Raw genomic sequence first — 22142 nt, 5'->3', positions numbered from 1 at the left:
AAATCTTAAATATATCGCATACTAAAAGTTATATAGGTTATGTATGGAAGTTCTACATGAGTCTGCCAGCTCAACCCAGGCAATTCTAGATTTGCTCCTTGAATTAGACTGGTATGATTGGGATCCCGAATTATATTATCACCGTTTATTAGAGGTGGCCCTTTCCCTTATTCCCGAGGCAACCCAGGGAACCGTCAGCATCCGAAACCCCGAACGATGGTACTTTGTTGCTTCTATTGGCCATGAATTAGAGCAATTACTTAATCTCAAACTGGAAAGTCCCTGGTGTAATGTCCAGGGGTCTACTGTAAAAGAGCTCGTTTCCTTTTTAGACTGCCTCAGTTCATCTACTCCAAAACCAACACAACAATTTGCAAATGGTATTTTAGGCAATGTAGAAAGAACTCTCATCGGAACCTATTCTATCGATGAAGGTGAGCAAATCATTCTTGCAGTGGATATACCAAAGGGCCACCATGTTACATTTTCCGATTCAAGTAAAAAGACTTTCGAAGCTTTTTTAAAACTAGCAGGAAAATATCAAAGTCTTACTCAGCAAAAAATTGCCCTGCAAAATATCAATGAATCTCTTATCTATAGTTATGAAGAGATTTCCGCCCTACAGGAAAAGATTCGACAGCTACTTTCTATTTCCCAGCAATTTGGGGACAATACGGTTCGACTTCCCGTTTTTTTTAATCAACTTCTCTTGGTTCTGCTTAGACTTGTTGACCAGGCAGATTACGGCAGTATTGCCTTTATCAAAGGCAAAAATCTCACCTTTATATCATCCTTTGGTCATCACATTCAGGCAATCTTATCAAAAAAAATGAAGAAACAATGGTTTCTCCTGGAAGAAACAAAACATATCATCGAGCTTCCCAATATACATGCCCTCTGGAAGGCAAAAATGCCTGAGCAGATATATAAAATAATTCAAAAATCCTTCCAACCGGTAAAATCTACCATTATGTTTACCATCCCGGTGGATGATAAAATCACGATCCTGTTTATGTTAGATATTGCTGAAGGGAAACCTACCAATTTTACCCCCTTGGCTCGTCGCATGTGCCTCTCATTTGCCGAGCTGGCCCGGGGGTTTGTCCGCATCCGTATCCATACAGAAATTATGAAACGGGCCTATTATAACTTTTCATCAAAGTTAGCCAAAGTTGTTGAACAGTATGACCCAGAAACAGGACACCATAACACCAGAGTATCCATTCTCTCAGGCTATCTTGCCCGAAAAATGAACCTGCCACGGAAAAAAGTAGAAGAAATTATTTCCTTTGCAGGACTTCACGATGTGGGAAAAATATTTATTGACCCTCTTTTATTGAAGAAAACCGGCAAGTTAAGTCCTGAAGAGTATGAGCTCATTAAGAAACATACGGTCTATTCATCCCAACTATTAGAGGGTCCCTTCTTCGAAGTAGCCCGCAATATCGCCATGTACCACCATGAACGGTGGGATGGGAAGGGCTATCCATTCGGTCTTAAAGAAAACCAAATACCCATCGAAGCCCAAATCACCGCCCTGGCTGATGTATACGATGCACTCCGTTCTACCCGAATTTATAAAGAAGCCTATGATCGGGAAACTGCCCTGGCTATCATTTTTAAGGGTGATGAACGGAACTTGGCAGGACAATTCAACCCCCAACTCTTGAATATATTACAAAACAATATTGATGAAATAGAACGACTCGTATACCGGCCAGAATTGCTGTAGTTTATACTAAAAGCTGGCGCTCACAGCTGGCGCCCCGAGCGCAGCTTTTCTTCAAAGCGTTCTAATGCCTTTCCGCTTAAAGGTTCCCCAGAATCTCTTGTGTCTAAATCTCTCTCCATTTTCAAACGACGCTTCAGTTCTAGTAACTCTTCTTGAGAGAATCGTACACCACCTAAGATATGCCGCTCAAAGGACTCACAACAGCGGGGTGCTACTTTTCTCGTTATATCAAACATAACCCTGGCATAGACTCGAATTTCCTTCTGGGCATGGGCATCGAGCCTGAGCTTAAAAAAATGAAAGAGGTTATGCAAATCCATCTGCCAATACCATTCAGTATAGAGGGAGAGCGGAAGATTAATCCGTGCAAGTTCTCGGGCGATCCCTTGATTCACAAGTCGTACATAGTCATCGTAGGATTCCTTTTGACCAAGGGCCAGCAAATTCCGAACCGCTTCAGCCGCTTCTGGTGCTAGGGGTTCCTCTGCACGACCCTGCTTATTATCGCTGCTCTGGAGCGCCACATCTTCCGGTGCAGGGATATAAAAATCGTCTTTCATAACCGAATAGCGGCCTGATATTTCATTAAGCCGGGCAGTTCGATGACGAATCATCTGGCGGGCCACAAAAATGGGAAGCTTAATATGAAAAGTAAGAACAACCTGTTCAAAGGGAGATGTATGTTCATTCCGTAAAAGATAGTCGATCAGAGCCGCATCTTCCCGATAGCTTTTGGTCCCCGCGCCATAGGAGACTCGGGCTGCCTGAACAACCCGTTCATCACTCCCAAGATAATCGACAAGCCGAACAAAACCCTTATCTAAAACAGAAAATTCCTTATCAAGAATCGCTTCTGCTTCCTCAACAATACAATGGGCCATACAACTCCTCCCATAAAACCTGTGCTATAATAACGAGATAGAACGATTGGGGCAAGGGAACCCAACTATTTACTAACAAGCAGGAGCAATCCATGTCTCACAATTTGTTATGGGGGGTTGATTGGTATCCAGAACAATGGGATAAAACCCTTTGGGAGTCCGATGTTCAGCGGATGGCAGAACAGGGCTTTCAGGTAGTACGTATGATGGAATTTGCCTGGCCTATTCTTGAACCTCGCCCAGGGAATTATGACTTTTCACTTTTCGATTCGGTAATCGATATTCTCGAGAAATATAAACTTACTGTTGTGCTCGGTACGCCTACCGCCATCATGCCTGTCTGGCTTGTGGACCAGGATCCAACCATACTTGCGGTACATCCGAACCGCTTGACCCGAGATTTTGGCTGTCGCCGTATGGGGTGTATGAATGCTCCTGTCTACCAGAAGGCGGCCCGGCAACTTGTCCAAGCAATTGCTGATCACTATGGTCCCAGACAGAGTATTATTGGCTGGCAGATTGATAACGAAATTGGTCATGAGGGCTCGGATCATTGCGTATGCGACCATTGCCGGGCCGCCTGGCATCGCTGGCTCGAAAAGCGCTACGAAACCATCGAGGAGCTTAACCGCCGCTGGGGAACCATCTTCTGGGGGAGCACCTACACCCGCTTTGACCAGATTCCCCTACCCCGTCAACAGGTAGCCACAAACCACAATCCAGCGTTGCTACTAGACTACGACCGGTTCTCATCGGATACAGCAGTTTCCTGGGCAGAAGCCCAGGTTCAAATTATCCGGCAAAAGGCTCGAGCCCATCAATTTATAACTACCAATCTCTATCCAGCACCTCTTGCCCAATGCATCGATATGGAAGACATGGTCCGTATCATGGATGCTGCTGGCTGGGACAATTATCCAGTTTGGGGCAACCAGGATGAACCGCTCCCTTACTTTTTTACTTCCTATGTACTCTCCTATGTGAGGGGCCTTCACCCATCGGGGAATTTTAAGGTCATGGAAGAATTTTCCGGTATCCAAGGGCACACCCAGCTGGGGCACCTGCCACCCCCAGAACAGGTTGCACTCTGGACAAATCAAGCCATCGCCCGAGGAGCCAATGCCATTTTCTATTTCCGCTGGCGTACCGCTCCCTATGCTCAAGAACAGCTCTGTTATGGCATCCGAGACACGGATAATACCGAAACCGAACGGGAGCGGCACATCATTACAAATATGCAAAACCTCAGTCCGGTTTTAAAAACCTTTGCATCAGAGCCTGTACCTGCAGAGGCTTGCCTTGTTTACGACAGGGACACATCCCGCCTCATCCGCGAACAACCCCTTTCTCTTGGTATGGATCGGCGCCCCACTTCTTACATGCAAGTAGGTTATGATGCAGAACTAGCCCGCTGGTTTGCTCCCTATGTGCTTTATAATGTTAATTGTGACATAAAAAGCACCAAGTCGGTTAATCTGGATAACTATAAACTTATATCCCTACCGTTCTATCAAATTACCGATGAAGCCTTTGTTCAAAAACTTTCAGACTGGGTCGCCAGAGGTGGGCACCTAGTTCTCGGCTGGAGATCTGGAAGCCGTACCACCGACAACTGGAATATAGACCGGCCTCTACCCGGCCTTTTCCGTGAATTAGCCGGAATACGGGTCACTAATTTTGAAGCCCTCGGTACAGGATCGACCGGAATCTGCCTCAAAGATACGCTCATTCATCAATTTATATCAAAAATTATCACTTGCAAAGGCGAAGTATGGGCCGATATACTTGAACCAGAGACAGCGACAATTATAGCCCGCTATCGGGATTCAAAGAAACACTATACAGGAAAACCGGCTTTTACCCGAAACAAATACGGGCAAGGCTTTGTGTGGTATCTGGGCACTTCTCCGGATCCCAAGACAACCTTTTTTCTGTATAAATCGATTCTGAAACAGGCAGGGTTAGCGGGTCGTTTTCTTGGCTTAGGTATAGAGGCAGTTCAACGAATAACTCAGGAAGGGAAAACAGTGATGGTGCTCTTAAACCATACGTCTAAGAAAAAGCGTGTTCTTGGCAAGATTATCCCACCCTGGGGCACCTTAGTAATTGATAGCATATAACAACCTGTTAGGGATTATTTTTCATGCTGATTACGAAAAGGAGTTGATACGGTGCGACAGTTTTACGAAGATCTACTTGAATACTATGATGATATTTTTCCCCTCGAACAGGATCGAATTGATTTTATTCAAACACAGGTACCTTTACCAGCGGGAACTGTTCCCAAAATTCTGGATGTAGGCTGTGCAACAGGGACTACCGCAGTAGCTCTCATCAAAAAAGGCTACTATGTAACAGGTATTGACCTTAATACAGCTATGATTCAGAGCGCAAACCGCAGAAACCCTGAACCTAAGACAAATGGCCGCTTTTTACACATGAATATGCTCGAAGTAGCTCACTATGTTCCACCATCTAGTCTCGATGCAGTGCTCTGTCTGGGAAATACGCTGGTACATCTGAACAATGCAGAAGAGATTGGAGATTTCTTCAGGGATGTCCAGAAGCTATTAAAACCTGGCGCACCTTTTATTTTTCAGGTAATTAATTACGACCATATACTAGAGAACAAACTAACCAGCCTTCCCGATATAGTAACAAGCCGCTGCCGTTTTGTCCGGCGTTATGAACCTGTTCAAGATGAAACGGCCTTGAACTTTATTGCCTCTCTCTATTCATCGACGGATCAACTGCTTTTTCAGGATGTACGTCGTTTATACCTTGCCCGAAAAGCAGAACTTACTGAATTGCTGCATCGAAGCGGTTTTAAAGCAATTGACTATTATGCTGATTTTTCTGGCCGCCCCTTCGATGGAACATCATTGGCATTGGTGGGCGTAGCCAGACTTTTTACAAATCTATAAGTCTCCAGCGGCCATCCTGTTTTTCAAAACGGCTGACGGGTACATAAACCTGCCGGCCGTCTTCACAAATCACTTTAATTTTACCGCCAACAGGATCAACCTCGGCAACCTTCCAATTTGCATCCTGCCAGATAAGTTTACATCCTTCCTGCGGAAGCTGTCTGCGGACTTCATTATAAAATGAATGTTCATAGGCTAAACAGCAGAGGAGTCGTCCACAGGGACCAGATATTTTCATAGAATTAAGAGACAGGTTTTGATCCTTCGCCATCTTAATAGACACAGGCTTTAGTTTATCTGAAACCGTATGACAACAATAACCTCTTCCGCAAACGCCCAATCCACCTACAATCCGTGATTCATCCCGTACACCAATCTGCCGTAATTCGATTCTTGTCTTAAAAATCGAAACCAAATCTTTAACCAGCTCTCGAAAATCCACCCTGCTTTCCGCGGTAAAAAAGAAAAGAATTTTAGATTCTTCTAAAAGATAATGAACTGATACCAATTTCATATCGAGCCGATGACTTATAATTTTTTCACGGCAAATAGTAAACGCTTCCTTTTCTTTTTCCTTATTCTGTTGAGCCTTTTCAATATCTTCAGAAGTAGCGATTCGGTCTATAGAAACAACCTCACCTATGGTTAAATTCCCCCGGTTTTCAACAAGTCCAATAATCTGCGCTATATCCTTACCATAACGAGTTGGAACTATAACCATAGCCCCCACAGACAACAGATCTGTTGTAAAAACAGCTTGAAAGGTTTCATGAGAATAGGGAAGCCTGAGCCGATAAACAGGTAATGTCGGGTCTAGCGGCTCCGTACTATCTCCAATCGGTACCGCTATACCGGTAGTATCAGAATAATCATTGTAGGAAGAATCTTCCAATTGATGAAATTCATCTCCATGAATACCATTGTGTTGTATCTCATTATCCATACTAGTTCCTTATTGTAACAGATTGATTAACAATCCCTTAATTTCATCCAGTTTTGCCAGTATTTGAATCTGGTTTGTCTGGCCTGCGAGAATACCTGCGGCCAATTGGTCTAATTTTTTATCAATTACCTGAATTATTGTAAATTTTTTCCGTTTTAGGATGTTGGTCCCGCTTATTTTCTCTTCCACAGCATAGGAATTATCCACTACATACTTAACAAAATTCCGTACTGCCTCTTTATAGTGAAGGATTTGCTCCTGAAAGGGTTTTTCCTTAAGAGCTTCTCCTGCTGTATGTACTTCGTCTAAAAGAAATTGCAGCGCTTCAGATGAGGAAATCCCCTCAGGAAGAGAGACCGACTCGACATAGGTTTCTTCTTCTGAATTTTCTACCAACTTCGAAAACGAGGAAATTGGCAGGGCCTTTCCCGTCTTTTTCTGTTTTTTTAATTCTGCCTGAGTTGATGAATATAAGGTGGGATTAAAAAACGGTGTCTGGCTCTCTGGGAAATCAACCTTTGCCATAAACCTATGGTTAACTCCGTCTGATGCTCAATGCATCCTTATATGCTGAGCACCGCTGTTCCCATTCCTCTTTTGAAGAACAGGTTACCACGTTACCATGAACGATACACCCTTCATCAATCTGAATGCGACAGGTAATGATCGTACCAAGCACAACAGCAGTGGATAAAACAGTTACCCTCTCATAGGCAAAAATATCCCCCAGAACTACTCCACCAACAGTAACCGCGGTTCCAGCTATATTACTGCGAATCCTGGCGCTTTCTCCAATCACTACTCGCCCCTGAACAGCGAGATCCCCCTTAAGAGCACCATCAATCCGAGTAAACCCAGCTGATGAGATAGATCCTTCAATATAGGTCCCTGTTCCAATAATTGTATTAATTGAGAAATTTTCAAATATTTTTTCAGGCATACATTTTTCTCGTTATTTTTTTACACCAGCAAGACTAGCACGGATGTTCAGGTATTTAAGTGGATCAACGACATCTGAACCAATATGTACTTCATAATGAAGATGGGGACCTGTAGAAAGCCCGGTATTGCCTATATAACCAATAATCTGCCCCTGCTGGACTTTTTGCCCCTTTTGAACCCTAAAGGATTGCAGATGTGCATAACGGGTATAGAATCCATGCTTATGTTTGATGATGATATAATTTCCAAAACCGCCGATATCATAATCGACGGTGACTACCTGTCCGTCAGCAGAAGCTACAACAGGATCTCCCTGACGATAGGTCGAAATATCAACACCTTTATGAATATACCATTGTCCGGTAAAAGGGTTCTCATTTTGCCCAAAATACATTGATATATGTCCAATACCACCTTTAACCGGCCATAGGCTAGGAATATCAGTTAATAATGAGCTTTGAGAATTAAGCAAATCTCCCAATTCTTTTACCGGTTCTGCTGCGGAGGAAAGATATCCTGCAAGACGACGAATTTCGCTTACTTCTTTTAAGGTACCTTGGGCTGTTTCTTTTACCTCAAAAAAAGACGAGAGATCACCCAAACTCTGATTCTGGTTAGAATTTAAAGATCCTGCAGCAATACCCAATGATGAGAGGGTATTTGAAAGGGCCGCTTCAAAATTTTTAGCAGATTTTAATAGTTGCGCAGTTTCATCCCTCAACTGATCCAGATTTGCCTGAGCTTCTTTCAGTTTACTTTCTTTTATAGAGAGAGCTCCCTTAGTATCAGTATATACAGATCCATACCAGAAAAATGATCCAATAATTCCAGCAAGAATAAGCGCGACTAAAAGTAAAGAAAAGACAGTAACATGTAAATTAAACACCTGTTTCTCAGAATGGGGAATTAGCATAATGGTATATTGTCGACTCCCCAAAGTGACAAGCTTTTTAATAACAGATGTAATATGTTTAGCTATAGAAACAACCAGACTCTTGGTTTTTCTAAAAATTGAGTTTTCTATTCGTTTATAATTATGGACCGAAACCACGGTCTACTCCTTGATCAAATAATGAAGGCTTATAACATCATGACATTATAACCTCTTATCTATATATCTGTCAAACCAGAGAGATATATTAGTAAAAAATGTATTCTCGTTTTTAAATTTACCAATTTTATATTTCCTTATTATATATTTATATAATTTATGCTTGCCATTTATAAATTATATAGTATATTTAATATGTATTACTTTTAAGCTCATTGGAGGTAGTTATGCAATCGAATATGGGCCTTATTGACAGAATTATCCGCATTGTACTAGCTGTAGTGGTCGGTATCTTTATTCTCACCGGACAATTAAGCGGGATAGCAGCCATTGTGCTAGGAATACTTGCTGTAGTGTTCCTGCTTACTTCTGCCATAGCTTTTTGTCCACTCTACCTACCTTTCCATCTTTCTACAAAGAAAAAAGACTAACCTGGTAATGCCTCTCAATATAATTTATTGAGAGGCATTATATACTTGTATAATCTCTTAAAACCATTACCTCTGCTCATTGACTAATCATTTGTAAAGTAGTATCAAAGAACAACTATGAAAAAAATAGGCCCTTGGTCTTTTTACCGTGAAGCCCTGCAAATTGCCCTGCCGGTGATGATGCAGCAACTTATCATGAGCCTCGTTTCACTCATTGACAATTTCATGGTTGCCGGTCTTGGAGATGCAAAAATGGCCGCCGTAAATGTGGCCAATCAAGTAAATTTTGTCTACCTCGTTGTGCTTTGGACCCTTTGTGGAGCCGGCGGCATTTATCTGGCTCAATTCCGTGGAGCCAATGATGCGGAAGGGATGAAACAGGCATACCGCTTTAAGACCCTCATGGCTCTCATTATTTCTGCCATTTACTTTGTTGTTCTATGGACGATTCCTGAACGGCTCATTGCGATGATGACTATGGGAAATTCTGCACAAGCGGAAATTGTTTCTGATGGAGCGGACTATCTCCGCCTCATTTCATTTACACTCTTTCCCATTGCAATATCAACTGCTATTGGCACCGCTTTCCGGGAAATCGGATTACCCCGTATACCCCTTGTTATATCAGTTCTATCGACGCTCGTTAATACATTTGGAAACTATATATTGATCTATGGAAACCTTGGTGCACCACGACTCGAAATTACCGGTGCAGCCATCGCAACTATTACCGCCCGCCTGATCGAAGTTGGAGCTTTTCTCATCTATATCCGACTCAAGGCGATTGATTTCTATGTACCCTTTTTACAACTTCATCATATCAAACCAAAACTTATGGGAGAAATTCTAGGTAAATCCGGAATGATGGTGCTTTCTGAAACAACTTGGGTGGTTTCAGAGACTGTTGTAACAGCCCTTTATAACAGCCGAGGAGGTGCAGAAGTAGTTGCCGGAATGGCCGCGGGCTGGACCATAGCAAACATCTTTTTCCTTGTCTTTGGCGGTATTCATGCAGCTACCGCTGTAGTTGTCGGTGGCGTCCTTGGGGCAGGCCGTCTCGATGAAGCCCGAAACCGGGCGAACTGGCTTAAATTTGGGGCTTTTATTGCAGGAATAGTGGTTGGTTTTGGGGCAGTTCTATCAACCTTGCTGATTCCTCTTGTTTTTGGCAACCTGACCCCCAACGCCCAAAGCATTACGAGAGGCCTCGTGATGGTAATTGCATTGTATATGCCTATATGGACAGTTCTTAATGCACAGTTTGCTATTTCTCGAGCAGGTGGAGATACTGCTCTTGGGATGTATGTGGATGTCTCAGTCAATACCCTCCTGTTCGTTCCGGGGGCTATTATACTCACCCTTGGAACCGGTATCGGACCAGTGCTCATGTTTGCAATCATTAAAATTACCGATGTGGTTAAATATCTAATAGCACGCTGGTATCTCAAAAAGGAACGCTGGGTTAGAAACTTAACAGTACAACCTTAATAAAACAACCTTAATTAAAACAAAAAAGCGGCCTCATTGGCCGCCTTTATATTACCTATCAACCCAAACCAGTCTTTCTTCGGGTATAAATATCGTAGAATACAGCCAAGAGAAGTACCAACGCTTTTACCACATATTGCCACTGGGCCTGAATATTCATCAATGACATTCCATTATTTATTGCAGCCATTACAAGTCCACCTACTATCGCACCAATAACCGTACCGATTCCACCACTTGCTGAAGCTCCGCCGATAAAACATGCTGCAATCGCATCAAGTTCAAAGTTATTACCAGCTTGCGGAAGAGCAGAGTTCATATAACCAGTAAACACAACTCCAGCAAGACCAGTTAGTCCCCCCATTATGAGCTGAACTACAAATACAACTAATTCAGAATTGATACCGGACAGCTTTGCAGATCGTGCATTTCCACCGACAGCATAGATATAGCGGCCTATTACCGTATTATTAGTAATAAAGCTAAAGAATATAATAGTTACCCCTAATACAATCACCACTATTGGTATACCGCGGTACGTTGCAAAACGTTGGCTTAGTCCAAAAATTAAGAGTCCTATTACCAACAGTTTAATTATAAAAAAGCTCATAGGAGAAACTTTAAAACCATATTTTATTTTATTTCGCCGCCCCTGAATCTCTAAAACCACATATATGAGAAATACTACTACACCTGCTACTAGAGCTGTGTAATACACCCCATTAATTGTGAGAACATTTATATTTGCCATACCGGATGCTATTTGTTTAAAATTATCATCCCGTAGGGATATGGGGCTTACATTAGTAATGATATACGTGAGACCCCTGAAGAGTAATTGCGCTGCCAAAGTAACAATAAAAGCAGGAATCTTTGCGTAAGCAATCCATGCTCCCTGAAACGCACCAATAAGTACACCGAGAATGATGCTTAACAATATGGTTACAAACATATTGGCACCAGAATTATAGAGCATGGCACTAATAGCACCGATAAAAGCAGCAACCGAACCTACGGAGAGATCTATATTTCCTACAATTATTACCAGAACCATTCCAACTGCGAGCAGAAGAATATAACTGTTCTGCATGAAAATATTGGTAAAATTACGAGAATTGAGATTTACGCCATCAGTTAAAAAAGAGAATATTATCATAATCAGGGCAAGCATCAGGACCATGGAATAATTCCGTATGTTTGCCTTAATAAGATTTCTGATAGATGAAGATGTGACTGTCGTATCGCTCATACCTGCTCCTTCTAATTTAACAACGCAATATGCATTATTTTTTCTTGGGTAGCCTCATCTCGGGTAAGTTCGCCCTTGATTCGGCCTTCATTCATTACATATATTCGGTCTGCCATTCCAATTGCTTCCGGTAATTCGGATGTCACCATGATTATGGTTTTTCCATAAGCAGCCATATCATTAAGAATATGATAGATTTCTGATTTTGCTCCCACATCAATACCTCTCGTTGGTTCATCAACAATAAATATTTCCGGATCTGAAAGCATACATCGGCTTAATGCAACTTTTTGCTGGTTTCCGCCAGAAAGATTCCTGGTCAACTGATGTATCGATGGGGTCTTAATACGGAGTTCATTTTTAAATCGTTCAGCTTCTCGGATTTCCAAAGAAGAATTCACCACACCGACTTTCGATAATTTATTTAAACTCGAAATAGAAATATTTGACTTTACATCCTGAATTAAAATAAGACCAAGATTTTTTCTGTCCTCAGATACATATCCTATGCCTGCTTCAATTGCTTTCCGTGTATCACTGGTATCAACTTTTTGACCCCTCATTCGCAGTTCTCCCTCTGCTCGAGAACCATAAGACCGGCCATAAATACTCATCATAAGTTCGGTACGTCCTGCACCCATAGGACCGCAAAAAGCGACGATCTCTCCTTTGCGAGCATAGAACGATGCATTATCGACTACTTTGATCGTGTGATAATCTGGATGATATACAGTCCAATTCTTTACCTCTAAAATAACTTCGCCAGGTTTATTTTTACGTTCCGGGAAACGGGTCGTTAGATCTCGGCCTACCATATCTCGTATCAGCATTGCTTCTGTTAGTTTATCTTTTTTCACATCATAGGTTGATATTGATTTACCATCGCGTAGCACAGTTACCGTATCGGCTATTTCGAGTACTTCGTTCAATTTATGACTTATCATGATACAGGTAATTCCCTGCTGTTTTAATTCCAAAATAAGCTTAAGCAACTTTTCACTTTCATCATCATTTAAAGACGAGGTTGGTTCATCGAGGATTAATAATTCTACTTTTTTAGAAAGCGCACGGGCAATTTCTACCAATTGCTGTTTCCCTACTCCCATTTTGCTAACAATGGTTGCTGGATTTTCTCTGAGACCTACCTGTTCCAGATATTTTTGTGACTCTTTGATATAATAGTCCCAGTTAATTATCCCCAGCGATGTCCGCATATGTCCTAAAAAAATATTCTCATATATCGAAAGATAAGGACTTAATGCCAGTTCCTGATGAATAATTGCAAGACCTTCTTTTTCACTATCCTTAACACTGTGATAGTGTGTTTCTTTCCCTTTAAAAAAGACCTTTCCTTCATAACTACCCTTCGGATATACACCGCTGATAACACTCATCAGGGTAGATTTACCTGCGCCATTCTCCCCGCAGAGAGAATGAATTTCACCTTTTCTCACTCTCAAACTGACATGATCCAAGGCACGAACACCAGGAAAATCTTTCGTTAAATTTTCAATTTCAAGTATATACTCACTCATTCCTTGGCCTGCCTTACAAAATAATTCCGGACAGGGTTATACCCCTATCCGGAATATGAATTTATTGTACTTATTATTCTATATCAGAAGCTTTATAATAGCCACTGTCAATCATAATTTGCTTATAGTTATCTTTGGTTACCACAACAGGTTCCAACAGATAGGATTTTACAACCTTTTTACCGGTATTATAGGAAGTAGTATCAAGCCGTGCACCAGGAATATTGGGGGTTTGTCCTTTTAAAAGGGCATCTGCCAATTCAATTGCTGCTTTTGCAAGGTTGCGAGTATCCTTGAATACGGTCATATACTGCTTGCCTTCTTTAATTGCCTTTATAGAAGCAACTTCACCATCCTGACCGGTAACTACAGGCAGTTTTCCACCAGCATACTTTGCATCGGAAGCACAGGCTTCAATAATTGCTCGTGCCAAAGTATCGTTAGGAGCCAAAACACCATCAAGAACAACATTCTTGGCATCATTGTTCAGAAGGTTTTCCATCCGAGCCTTTGCAACATCAGCACGCCAGTTTTCAGTAGTGATTCTGGTGAAATTAGCTGTATCAGAGGAGCTTAAGGGAGCAGGACCAACAATTTTTAGAACACCACTATCCACATATTTCTTTAGAACATCCATAGCACCGTCAAAGAACACCTTAGCATTATTATCGGTGGGTGAACCGGCGAACAAGGTAATATATTTTGGTTTATCCTTAGAACCTGCAGGAAGGTTCAATGCTGTTTCCAGTGCCTTACCCTGGAACTGGCCAACTTTAAAGTTATCGAAGGTGATATAGTAATCATAATCAGCAGTACCGGTAATAAGCCGGTCATATGCAATTACAATTACCTTTTCCTTTGCAGCATCGGATACGGCGGATACTACACCTTCATTAACAGAACCAATAACGAGCAGTTTTGCACCTTTTGTCAGCATATCCTGGATCTGTTGATTTTGTTTGCTCTGATCTGCATCAGCATAGGTTACTTCAGCCCGGTACCCTTTTGCTTCAGCATCAGCTTTTAAGGCAGCACCATCTTTTTGCCAACGTTCAACATGGGTTTCAGGCATTGCTAAACCAATAAGGGGAGCTTTTCCACCACTGGCAGCCTGTTGCTGAGAACCAGATGCAAAGGCCATTGAGCCTGCAAGACCGAGAATCAAAAGAAATGATACGATTTTCTTCATAAGTCCCATACCTCCATGGTAGTGATTTGTTTTATTATGGAGTTGGTTCATCCAATTTGAAAATCGTAAAGTTTTATCATTACATCGTATTTTTTTTAAGAAACATGTATATACTATTTTTAAATAAGTAATATTTTTATGTCATTATTTTACCAGTGGGACATTTCGATAAATATCATCTTTTGAATGGAATCCATCCTTTATTATCGTTTCATCAATAGTATTTTTATATACCGCAATAGGTTTTTCTATATAACTTGCAATCATGGCTCCACTTTTATTATCCGTTAATGTATCATAGGGGAATGCTTCTCTTGAAGCCAAGGCAATAGCCAATTTGGCTGCACGACTGGCAAGCTTTGCAATTGGTTTATACACAGTCATTAATTGTGTTCCTTCTACAACCCGCTGGCAAGATATAAGATCTGCATCCTGCCCAACTACTGCAACTTTTCCAGCCATACGACGTTCTGATAATATTTGTATAGCAGCACTCGCAATTTGATCATTCCCACAAGAAATTGCATCTATATCAGTAGTACTGTCGAATACCTTCCCGATCTTTTCAAGTGCTTCATCATAACTCCATTCTTGTAACCAAATATCCTGTACGATTTGTATTGCACCCCTATTTACATAGGGTTGCAGTATGTCCATCAAACCATTATGAACAAGAAAACTATTATTATCTCGTACAGAACCGTTCACAATAAGATATCTGCCTTTTGGAACCTTTTCAGTAAGTGCTTTACCGAATAATCTTCCTACTTCTTCATTGTCAAATGAGATATAGGCATCTATCGGAACATTCATAATCATCCTGTCATATGCTATTACAGGTATCCCGGCATCGTGAGCCTGTTTAATTACTCCTGCAATCATTTCCATATCGTGAGCTATAACGACCAGAACATTAATGTTTTGCTTTAATAGATAATTTATCTGATCAATCTGTTCTTTCGTTCCACCTGCCGATAGCTGCAAAATTACTTCTGCGCCTAGTTCTTTAGCGGTACTAGAAAAAATATTGATATCCTTATTCCAACGTTCAAGAATAAATGTATCAGTTGCGATGGAAAATCCAATGGTTATTTTTTTAGAGTCAGATGTAGTAGTCCTATTTGTACATGTAAGTAATACGGACAAAACTATCATACTCAGATAAATATATTGACTATTTTTCATAATGATACACTCCTGTGTCATTCTGAGACCTTTCAAGATAATCTGTAGGTGTATATCCAGTAATTTTTTTAAAACATTTACCGAAATAATTGGGATCTGAATAACCAACTTTACTTGCTATTTCTTTTATACTCATATTGGTATTTTTAATCAATTTTTGCGCTTCTGATATTCTTAAATCAGTTAAATAATCTATAAAAGTTGTTGAAAGATATTCAGTAAATATTCTACTTAAATATGCAGGTGAAATGAAAACAGCATCTGCAACAGTACTCAGCTGTATTGGTTCTGAATAATGATCCTGCATGTAATGTATCGCCTTTAACAATGGAATCGGCATTGCCTGGTTTCGTTTTTCCGCAAACAGATCGTATAATCTGCTGAATATAGATCTTCCCCGACTATTACATTCTTCCTTACTTTTACTATTCATGATTTCCTGTTCTAAAGGAAATAAATATTCTACTGGTTCTGTATCTTTATAATAATTACTTAAATCATCATATAATAATGCAAATAAAATTATTAATTTACATTTAGCAATTTGTAATTGATTATTTTCAAACAATTCATCAAGATATGTCTCATAGAGTTTTATTACTTCAGATTTTGGAATAAATCCTATTTTTTTCCGAATTTGGACAATAAGCATTCGCTCTCTAAACAATTTTTTTTCATTAGTTTTGTTATTTATCAATTCAGATAATGCACTTTCATAAGATTCATATAAATCATTCAGTTCTTTTTCAATACCGATACCAATAGCAACATCGATATCTATCTGAAGACATTGTTTTATAATTTCAAATAAACGCTTGTGCAATTCATCTTTATCTATACTTCCAGCGATAAAAAATAAACCTCGAACACCATTCATATCAAAAAGACAAAAATACTTCATTGACAATCGTAATGCAATTTCTTGTAATATTTTTTGGTTATTTTCTTCAATTTCAATAATAAAAATACGTCCGTGATTATAGGTAATACCAAGATTTTCCTTTATATTTTCTATATCATCTTCTTCAAAACCACCCTTCATAAGTTGAGCAAAAAAGGTATCCATACTTCGCCGATTTTCATTTACATTTCGTGCCAAACGATTTTTATCAAGTTTATTCTTTATTTCTTCTAAAGTACCTATAAACATTTTTTTACTTATCGGTTTTACTAGATATGCGTGTACGCCAAGAGGTATTGCCTTTTGAGCAAGATCAAACCGTTCATAAGCAGTTGATAATACAAAAATCATATGAGGATATTGGCTATGTACTGTATCTATAACTTTTAATCCATCCATTCCAGGTATATTAATATCCATAAATACAACATCCGGTTGCAAATCATGTATGGCACTTAATGCTTCAAAACCATTTCGAGCTTTACCGGCTAAAACAAAATCTGAACTATATTCTTTAATCATATAGGAAAAACTATCTAATACCGGTTCTTCATCATCTACAATCAATACACGATACATGGTTCTTTCTCCGTATCGATACAAATTTGTATGGTTGTACCCATTCCAGGACTGCTGATTATCTTAATTACATCAGGTGTATCAGGATAAAAAAAAATTAGTCGCTGAATTACATTTTCCAGTCCCATAACTCTAGATGATGTTTCTTCTATAGGAATAGGATGCAATAGTTCATCTATTTTCTCCTTTGACATACCTGAACCATTATCCTGTACTGTTAAGTATAAAGAGGAACCCTTTAATTCTCCCCGAACTTCAATAATTTTCTGACTGTCATTATTTTTAAAAGCATGAACAATACAATTCTCTACCAGTGGTTGCAGTATAGAAACAGGTACCTTATACATATCCTGTATTTCTTCGGGACAATCCAAGATCAATGTTAAATTCTTAGGAAATCTTAATTTTAAGATATAAAAATAATATCTGATTCCCTCAATCTCATACCGTAAAGGCACAATGATTTCTTTATTCCTTATATTATGACGAAAAAGTAATGATAGATACTCCATAAATTCAGATGTCTTATCCGCTCCTTCCACAATTGCCAGCTGCATACCTGTATTAAGCGTATTGAATAAAAAATGGGGATTCATCTGAGCTTGTAATGTATAAGTCTCCATTCGTCTCAGCAAATCTTCCATTTTTAAATTCCGCATTCTTTCTTGCATGTACTCTTGTTTAATTGTTTCCTGAAGCCTCATTTCTTCTATATAATGACAGATCTCTTTTTTCATTTTATTGAAAGCATCAACAACATGATCAATTTCATAAATAGAACTTAATTTGATATCCGCTACAGTAAAGTTACCAGAAGAAATCTCAGTTGCCATCGCTGAAAGATGTATCAATGGTTCTGTCATTTTTTGAACTGAATGTATAAGTAATATTACAGAAAAGAGAGATATACAGACAATAAACAATAAATTAGATAAAATTATTTTTTGAGAATATCTGATAAAATTACCATATTTATCGATTTGATTTTTAAAACGTTCAGTACTTACATGCTCAATTTCATCATTAATATATGTTAATAAAGAAGTCATATCATCATACAGATTGATATAAGCTTCTATATTTCTTCCCCTTTTTTGCTCTACAGCGGTATCAGCCATATCTAAAAAACGACGGATTAGACTATATATCTCCTGTTCTCGTATCTCATTAAAATCATTAGACAATTTCTTTTTATCCGGAAGACGCTTCCTTAAATTTTGTGATTCTATTAAATGTTTCGCTAATGCATTTGAAGATCGTGTAGAAAGATATTCCAATAATGGGTCCTGATACGAAAGCAAAGCTTCTTGTATACTTTTTAAATAACGCTCTTTCTGAAAACTCTGATCTGCATAATTCTGCAGTTGAATAGTAGAATATAATATGTAAGCTGTAGAAATTACCAATAAACCAAAAACACCAAATATACTTATTACAATCTGCATAAAGAATGAGTTACGGATATTCTTTTTCATAGACTATCCTTTTCAACGATTTCTATTCCCACATCAACAGCAGCAGATGTAAATCCTGAATCTACCAGTTCAACCAATGATTTTACAGCCTGGTAACCAATTTTATCTGGACTTATTACCACAGATGCAGTAATAACCCCTTTTCGAATATAGTCCCTGATTACTTTGTCATTCCCAAATCCTATCAACTGTACTCGGCCTACTTCATTCATATCGATTAAGGCTTGCGCAGCAGCAATTGTATCATTAGAATCTGTAAAGAGAACATAATTCATTTCTGGGTAATTTTTTATTATTTTATAAATAAGCGCTTCAGCATCAAGTGGATTTAACCTAGTTTCAAAACGGGTTATAGCATACTGTTCCGTATTCTGAAGTTCATTTCGTATCCCCAGCTCTATCAGTTCTCTATCTGCATATATCCAGGGATTCTTTTGGCTATACACTATAGCAATTTGATGTACCGATTTTTCTGTTTTTTTTATGAGCTGAGCCATTTTTTTACCTACATCATAATTATTTGAACCGATAAATGGGACTGGTTTATCAGTTTTTATTGTATGATTTATGATGACTACCGGTCTTTTCTCATTCTGAAGTTTAACTACCTGAGAATGAAGGGTTGTATCTTCATTATAAGGGCATAGTATATATCCATTAAAATCTGAAATAACCGCCTGCTGAATCTCATTATCCTTAGGATCTATCGAATGGAACGAAAGCACCACATGATGTTCTTGAGCAGCAAGTTCAGCGCCCTTTTTTATATCCTGAAAGTATCTGCTCGAAGTAGGCGGTACATAAAATGCAAATATATATTTCGGTAAAGCTCCATCAATCTGCTGCGAACCCAGACTATCCAAATGTATCATAAGGTAGATAGAGTTGGTGAGTGCAATGAGACTTAACAGACCAAAAATAAGGAGCCCAATAAAAATACGCCGTTTCACGGATTAAGTATACAATACTTTTACTAATACGTCTTTATCAGTAGTTCTATTACCTTTCTGGTGGATTCAAAAGCGAGATCTTCCAACTGCAGCTTTTCAAGAGGGATTAAAGATAAGCTGGTAACTTCGGTAGGATCACTATATAACATAGTTATATCTAACGAATCCTGCCTAAATAAAAAAAACATATCACAGGTATGATACAGAATATCCTTATAGCGATAGGTATTAGGAAAGGAACACAAATACTCCATCCGATGGAGCTCGGCTTTCCAGCCAATTTCTTCCATACACTCCCGAGACAAAGCTTCTTCCAGGGACTCTCCGGGGTCAACAAAACCACCAGGCAGTGCTAATTTACCCCGGGCAGGATCCTTAGCCCGTTCGAGCAAGAGAAGTCCTTCTCTGGTAAGAATAAGCGCTCCTACCGCAGTGGCCACATTGTGAAAATATTCAAAGCCGCAGGCAGAGCAATATATCCGGTGATCCCCGGAAATTACTACCTGTTCTGCACCACAACAGGGGCAACACCGGAATACGGCCTGTAATTCATCAATCTGCATCCCTATCCCCTTGCACCATACCTGAGTACTTTTTTATACTGACATCCATGATACATGAATGCACCCTACGGGTCCGCACCTATGAATGCGATGCCTATGGACACGTCAATAATGCCGTATATCTTCATTATTTGGAATATGCCCGCTATGAATACCTCAGGGCTATTGGGTTTGATTATCCTGGAGTTGTGAAAGCTGGGTTCGGGCTCTATGTGGCACGGGTAGAAATTGACTATAAAAAATCGGCGCTGCCTGATGATGAACTGGTCATCCAGTCGTGGCCGATTAAACGGGGCGCTGTAAGCGGGGTCATGCAGCAGAAAATTCTTCGCGGACAGGACCTAATTGCCGAAGCAAAGGTTACCTGGGCCTTTGTGAATGCTGAAGGACTTCCCACCAGGCTTCCTGCCCAGTGGGATGTACCTGGACTACATCCTGACCGTTAAGCACCCATAAAGAGCTTAATATCTTCCTGAACCGTACCAATTCCGGCGATGCCAAAGTTATCTACCAGCACTTTGGCAACATTCGGTGAGAGAAAGGCCGGGAGTGTGGGTCCCAGATGGATATTCTTAAAGCCCAGGTATAGCAGGGCAAGCAGAACAATGACCGCCTTCTGTTCATACCATGCAATATTAAAACTGATGGGCAGGTCATTTACATCAGATGCGCCAAAGGCTTCTTTCAACTTGAGAGCTGTCAGTGCCAATGAGTAGCTGTCATTGCACTGCCCGGCATCCAAAACCCGCGGAATACCACCAATATCGCCCAAATTCAATTTATTATAGCGGTACTTGGCACAACCTGCAGTAAGGATAACCGTATCTTCCGGCAGAGCCTTAGCAAATTCGGTGTAATAATCCCGTCCCTTTTGTCGTCCGTCACAGCCAGCCATAACAAAAAAGCGCTTTATCGCACCATTTTTAACAGCATCTACGACAACAGGGGCCACTTTATCCACTGCAGCATGGGCAAAACCACCAACGATGGTGCCTGTTTCCAAAGACGTTGGAGCAGGACAATTTTTTGCCAGTGCAATAAGGGCAGAAAAATCCTTTTTACCCCCTTCTTTCCGGTCTGCAATATGCACACAGCCAGGATAACCTGCCTCACCGGTGGTAAATACCCGATGCTTGTAACTTTCCTTTGGTGGTACAAGACAGTTGGTCGTTAAAAAGATTGGACCATTAAAAGCTTCGAACTCTTCTACCTGTTTCCACCAGGCGCTTCCATAGTTGCCTACAAAGTTGGGAAATTTCTTAAATGTTGGGTAGTAATGGGCCGGCAGCATCTCACCATGGGTATAAACATCGACACCGGTGCCCTGGGTCTGTTCAAGCAATTCTTCCAAATCTTTTAGATCATGTCCTGAAATAAGTATACCAGGATTATTCCGCACACCCAGCTGTACTGTGGTCGGTTCAGGATTTCCATAGGTCGATGTATTGGCTGCATCAAGCAGGGCCATTGCATCCACACCATATTTACCAGTTTCAAGAACCAGAGCGGTTAAATGATTTGCATCAAGGGTATCATCAATGGTAGCAGCCAAAGCCCGTTCCATGAAAACAAGCACATCCTCACTGTTTTTTCCCAGATTAATGGCATGTTCCATATAAGCGGCCATGCCTTTAAGGCCGAAAATGACAAGACTGCGTAAAGCCCGAACATCCGGATCTTCAATCGCAAGAAAACTTGCCACCGTCCATGCAGAGAGCATTTCCTCTTCAGTACTGGCATGGAAATCTATGCTGGGATGTAAACGTCCTTTACCTTGAACTGGCAGAAAAACCCCTTTAAGGGCTAAATGCTTTTTTAATTCTTCCCGAATAGATATAGCTTCCCGAATTCTGGAAATAAAAACAGCCTTATCAAAGTTGGCATTCGTTATGGTGGCAAAAAGCCCTTCAATGAGAGCTTCAGAGACCTGCCTATCGGTAATTCCAGCTTTCCTGGCTTCCTGGGCAACAAAGGCGAGCCCTTTCAGCGCATACAGCAAAACATCCTGCAAATTGGAAACAGTCTCATCCTTACCACAGACACCCTTCACGGTACAGCCAGTTCCCTTTGCGGCTTCCTGACATTGATGACAGAACATACTCATATGTATCCTCCTGTATTCGT

Annotated in this window: 20 protein-coding genes; 6 read left to right on the top strand and 14 right to left on the bottom strand. The window is 40.2% G+C overall.

The features are described 5' to 3' along the window. Positions 1-43 precede the first annotated feature (43 nt). A complete protein-coding gene (locus tag SPICA_RS15845) occupies positions 44-1732 on the top strand; it encodes an HD-GYP domain-containing protein (RefSeq protein WP_013967532.1) in 1689 nt (562 codons plus the stop codon). A gap of 20 nt (positions 1733-1752) precedes the next feature. On the opposite strand, the gene thyX is transcribed toward SPICA_RS15845, so the two are convergent. Further along, entirely contained in the window at positions 1753-2613 is an 861-nt protein-coding gene (gene thyX / locus SPICA_RS00230; RefSeq protein WP_013967531.1) for an FAD-dependent thymidylate synthase, read from the bottom strand. A 92-nt stretch (positions 2614-2705) separates the two neighbouring features. On the opposite strand from thyX, the gene SPICA_RS00225 reads away from it, so the two are divergent. Continuing rightward, positions 2706-4733 (top strand): beta-galactosidase, encoded by a 2028-nt coding sequence (locus tag SPICA_RS00225; RefSeq protein WP_013967530.1) that lies wholly within the window; start codon positions 2706-2708, stop codon positions 4731-4733. A 51-nt stretch (positions 4734-4784) separates the two neighbouring features. Next, positions 4785-5537 carry a class I SAM-dependent methyltransferase gene (locus tag SPICA_RS00220; RefSeq protein WP_013967529.1) on the top strand — a complete coding sequence of 251 codons (753 nt, stop codon included), beginning with the start codon at positions 4785-4787 and terminating at the stop codon, positions 5535-5537. Here the strand turns inward: SPICA_RS00220 and SPICA_RS00215 are convergent. From SPICA_RS00215 to SPICA_RS00200, 4 genes are read right to left on the bottom strand one after another with little or no spacing between them, the layout of a single operon-like run. Continuing rightward, positions 5524-6480: a PSP1 domain-containing protein gene (locus SPICA_RS00215; RefSeq protein WP_013967528.1), complete on the bottom strand. Its 957-nt coding sequence runs from the start codon at positions 6478-6480 to the stop codon at positions 5524-5526. The genes SPICA_RS00220 and SPICA_RS00215 overlap by 14 nt on opposite strands. 9 nt (positions 6481-6489) lie before the next feature. Next, a complete protein-coding gene (locus SPICA_RS00210) occupies positions 6490-7005 on the bottom strand; it encodes a YaaR family protein (protein ID WP_013967527.1) in 516 nt (171 codons plus the stop codon). Between the two features lie 10 nt (positions 7006-7015). After that, complete coding sequence (locus tag SPICA_RS00205; protein WP_013967526.1) at positions 7016-7420, bottom strand: bactofilin family protein; 405 nt, start codon at positions 7418-7420, stop codon at positions 7016-7018. Between the two features lie 12 nt (positions 7421-7432). Then, a complete protein-coding gene (locus tag SPICA_RS00200) occupies positions 7433-8473 on the bottom strand; it encodes a M23 family metallopeptidase (protein WP_013967525.1) in 1041 nt (346 codons plus the stop codon). Positions 8474-8700: 227 nt separating this feature from the next. On the opposite strand from SPICA_RS00200, the gene SPICA_RS00195 reads away from it, so the two are divergent. After that, on the top strand, positions 8701-8904 hold the full coding sequence (locus SPICA_RS00195; protein WP_013967524.1) for a YgaP family membrane protein: 204 nt from the start codon (positions 8701-8703) through the stop codon (positions 8902-8904). A gap of 117 nt (positions 8905-9021) precedes the next feature. After that, positions 9022-10392: an MATE family efflux transporter gene (locus SPICA_RS00190; RefSeq protein WP_013967523.1), complete on the top strand. Its 1371-nt coding sequence runs from the start codon at positions 9022-9024 to the stop codon at positions 10390-10392. A 58-nt stretch (positions 10393-10450) separates the two neighbouring features. Here the strand turns inward: SPICA_RS00190 and mmsB are convergent, their stop codons facing one another. The 8 genes from mmsB to SPICA_RS00150 form a co-directional block, all read right to left on the bottom strand. Further along, positions 10451-11641 carry a multiple monosaccharide ABC transporter permease gene (mmsB, locus tag SPICA_RS00185; protein ID WP_013967522.1) on the bottom strand — a complete coding sequence of 397 codons (1191 nt, stop codon included), beginning with the start codon at positions 11639-11641 and terminating at the stop codon, positions 10451-10453. A gap of 11 nt (positions 11642-11652) precedes the next feature. After that, a complete protein-coding gene (locus SPICA_RS00180) occupies positions 11653-13176 on the bottom strand; it encodes an ATP-binding cassette domain-containing protein (protein WP_013967521.1) in 1524 nt (507 codons plus the stop codon). Positions 13177-13249: 73 nt separating this feature from the next. After that, the gene (locus SPICA_RS00175; RefSeq protein ID WP_013967520.1) at positions 13250-14365 is read right to left on the bottom strand and encodes a sugar ABC transporter substrate-binding protein; all 1116 of its coding nucleotides are present in this window, start codon (positions 14363-14365) and stop codon (positions 13250-13252) included. Between the two features lie 144 nt (positions 14366-14509). Then, on the bottom strand, positions 14510-15550 hold the full coding sequence (locus tag SPICA_RS00170) for a D-xylose ABC transporter substrate-binding protein (protein ID WP_013967519.1): 1041 nt from the start codon (positions 15548-15550) through the stop codon (positions 14510-14512). Continuing rightward, positions 15540-17030, bottom strand: a complete 1491-nt coding sequence (locus tag SPICA_RS00165; protein WP_013967518.1) for a response regulator transcription factor — start codon at positions 17028-17030, stop codon at positions 15540-15542. Before SPICA_RS00165 ends, SPICA_RS00170 begins: the two co-directional genes overlap by 11 nt. Further along, positions 17015-18505 (bottom strand): sensor histidine kinase, encoded by a 1491-nt coding sequence (locus SPICA_RS00160; RefSeq protein WP_013967517.1) that lies wholly within the window; start codon positions 18503-18505, stop codon positions 17015-17017. The genes SPICA_RS00165 and SPICA_RS00160 overlap by 16 nt, the downstream gene beginning before the upstream one ends. Next, positions 18502-19455: a sugar ABC transporter substrate-binding protein gene (locus SPICA_RS00155; RefSeq protein ID WP_013967516.1), complete on the bottom strand. Its 954-nt coding sequence runs from the start codon at positions 19453-19455 to the stop codon at positions 18502-18504. Before SPICA_RS00155 ends, SPICA_RS00160 begins: the two co-directional genes overlap by 4 nt. Before the next feature lie 23 nt (positions 19456-19478). Next, positions 19479-20018 carry an NUDIX hydrolase gene (locus SPICA_RS00150; RefSeq protein WP_013967515.1) on the bottom strand — a complete coding sequence of 180 codons (540 nt, stop codon included), beginning with the start codon at positions 20016-20018 and terminating at the stop codon, positions 19479-19481. Positions 20019-20065: 47 nt separating this feature from the next. On the opposite strand from SPICA_RS00150, the gene SPICA_RS00145 reads away from it, so the two are divergent. Then, positions 20066-20464: an acyl-CoA thioesterase gene (locus SPICA_RS00145; RefSeq protein WP_013967514.1), complete on the top strand. Its 399-nt coding sequence runs from the start codon at positions 20066-20068 to the stop codon at positions 20462-20464. On the opposite strand, the gene hcp is transcribed toward SPICA_RS00145, so the two are convergent. Then, positions 20461-22122: a hydroxylamine reductase gene (hcp, locus tag SPICA_RS00140; RefSeq protein ID WP_013967513.1), complete on the bottom strand. Its 1662-nt coding sequence runs from the start codon at positions 22120-22122 to the stop codon at positions 20461-20463. The genes SPICA_RS00145 and hcp overlap by 4 nt on opposite strands. Between the last annotated feature and the right edge of the window lie 20 nt (positions 22123-22142).

Origin of the sequence: Gracilinema caldarium DSM 7334, from assembly GCF_000219725.1 — a bacterium.
Classification (GTDB): Bacteria; Spirochaetota; Spirochaetia; order Treponematales; family Breznakiellaceae; genus Gracilinema; species Gracilinema caldarium.
This window is presented reverse-complemented; position numbering and strand designations above follow the sequence as displayed.

Excerpts from the sequence above, each read along its gene's own strand:
- SPICA_RS00150 (WP_013967515.1), bottom strand. The coding sequence starts at position 20,018 with ATGCAGATTGATGAATTACAGGCCGTATTCCGGTGTTGCCCCTGTTGT.
- SPICA_RS00160 (WP_013967517.1), bottom strand. The coding sequence starts at position 18,505 with ATGAAAAAGAATATCCGTAACTCATTCTTTATGCAGATTGTAATAAGT.
- hcp (WP_013967513.1), bottom strand. The coding sequence starts at position 22,122 with ATGAGTATGTTCTGTCATCAATGTCAGGAAGCCGCAAAGGGAACTGGC.
- SPICA_RS00145 (WP_013967514.1), top strand. The coding sequence starts at position 20,066 with ATGATACATGAATGCACCCTACGGGTCCGCACCTATGAATGCGATGCC.
- mmsB (WP_013967522.1), bottom strand. The coding sequence starts at position 11,641 with ATGAGCGATACGACAGTCACATCTTCATCTATCAGAAATCTTATTAAG.
- SPICA_RS00180 (WP_013967521.1), bottom strand. The coding sequence starts at position 13,176 with ATGAGTGAGTATATACTTGAAATTGAAAATTTAACGAAAGATTTTCCT.
- SPICA_RS00190 (WP_013967523.1), top strand. The coding sequence starts at position 9,022 with ATGAAAAAAATAGGCCCTTGGTCTTTTTACCGTGAAGCCCTGCAAATT.
- SPICA_RS00225 (WP_013967530.1), top strand. The coding sequence starts at position 2,706 with ATGTCTCACAATTTGTTATGGGGGGTTGATTGGTATCCAGAACAATGG.
- SPICA_RS15845 (WP_013967532.1), top strand. The coding sequence starts at position 44 with ATGGAAGTTCTACATGAGTCTGCCAGCTCAACCCAGGCAATTCTAGAT.
- SPICA_RS00195 (WP_013967524.1), top strand. The coding sequence starts at position 8,701 with ATGCAATCGAATATGGGCCTTATTGACAGAATTATCCGCATTGTACTA.
- thyX (WP_013967531.1), bottom strand. The coding sequence starts at position 2,613 with ATGGCCCATTGTATTGTTGAGGAAGCAGAAGCGATTCTTGATAAGGAA.
- SPICA_RS00210 (WP_013967527.1), bottom strand. The coding sequence starts at position 7,005 with ATGGCAAAGGTTGATTTCCCAGAGAGCCAGACACCGTTTTTTAATCCC.
- SPICA_RS00175 (WP_013967520.1), bottom strand. The coding sequence starts at position 14,365 with ATGAAGAAAATCGTATCATTTCTTTTGATTCTCGGTCTTGCAGGCTCA.
- SPICA_RS00215 (WP_013967528.1), bottom strand. The coding sequence starts at position 6,480 with ATGGATAATGAGATACAACACAATGGTATTCATGGAGATGAATTTCAT.
- SPICA_RS00170 (WP_013967519.1), bottom strand. The coding sequence starts at position 15,550 with ATGAAAAATAGTCAATATATTTATCTGAGTATGATAGTTTTGTCCGTA.
- SPICA_RS00205 (WP_013967526.1), bottom strand. The coding sequence starts at position 7,420 with ATGCCTGAAAAAATATTTGAAAATTTCTCAATTAATACAATTATTGGA.
- SPICA_RS00165 (WP_013967518.1), bottom strand. The coding sequence starts at position 17,030 with ATGTATCGTGTATTGATTGTAGATGATGAAGAACCGGTATTAGATAGT.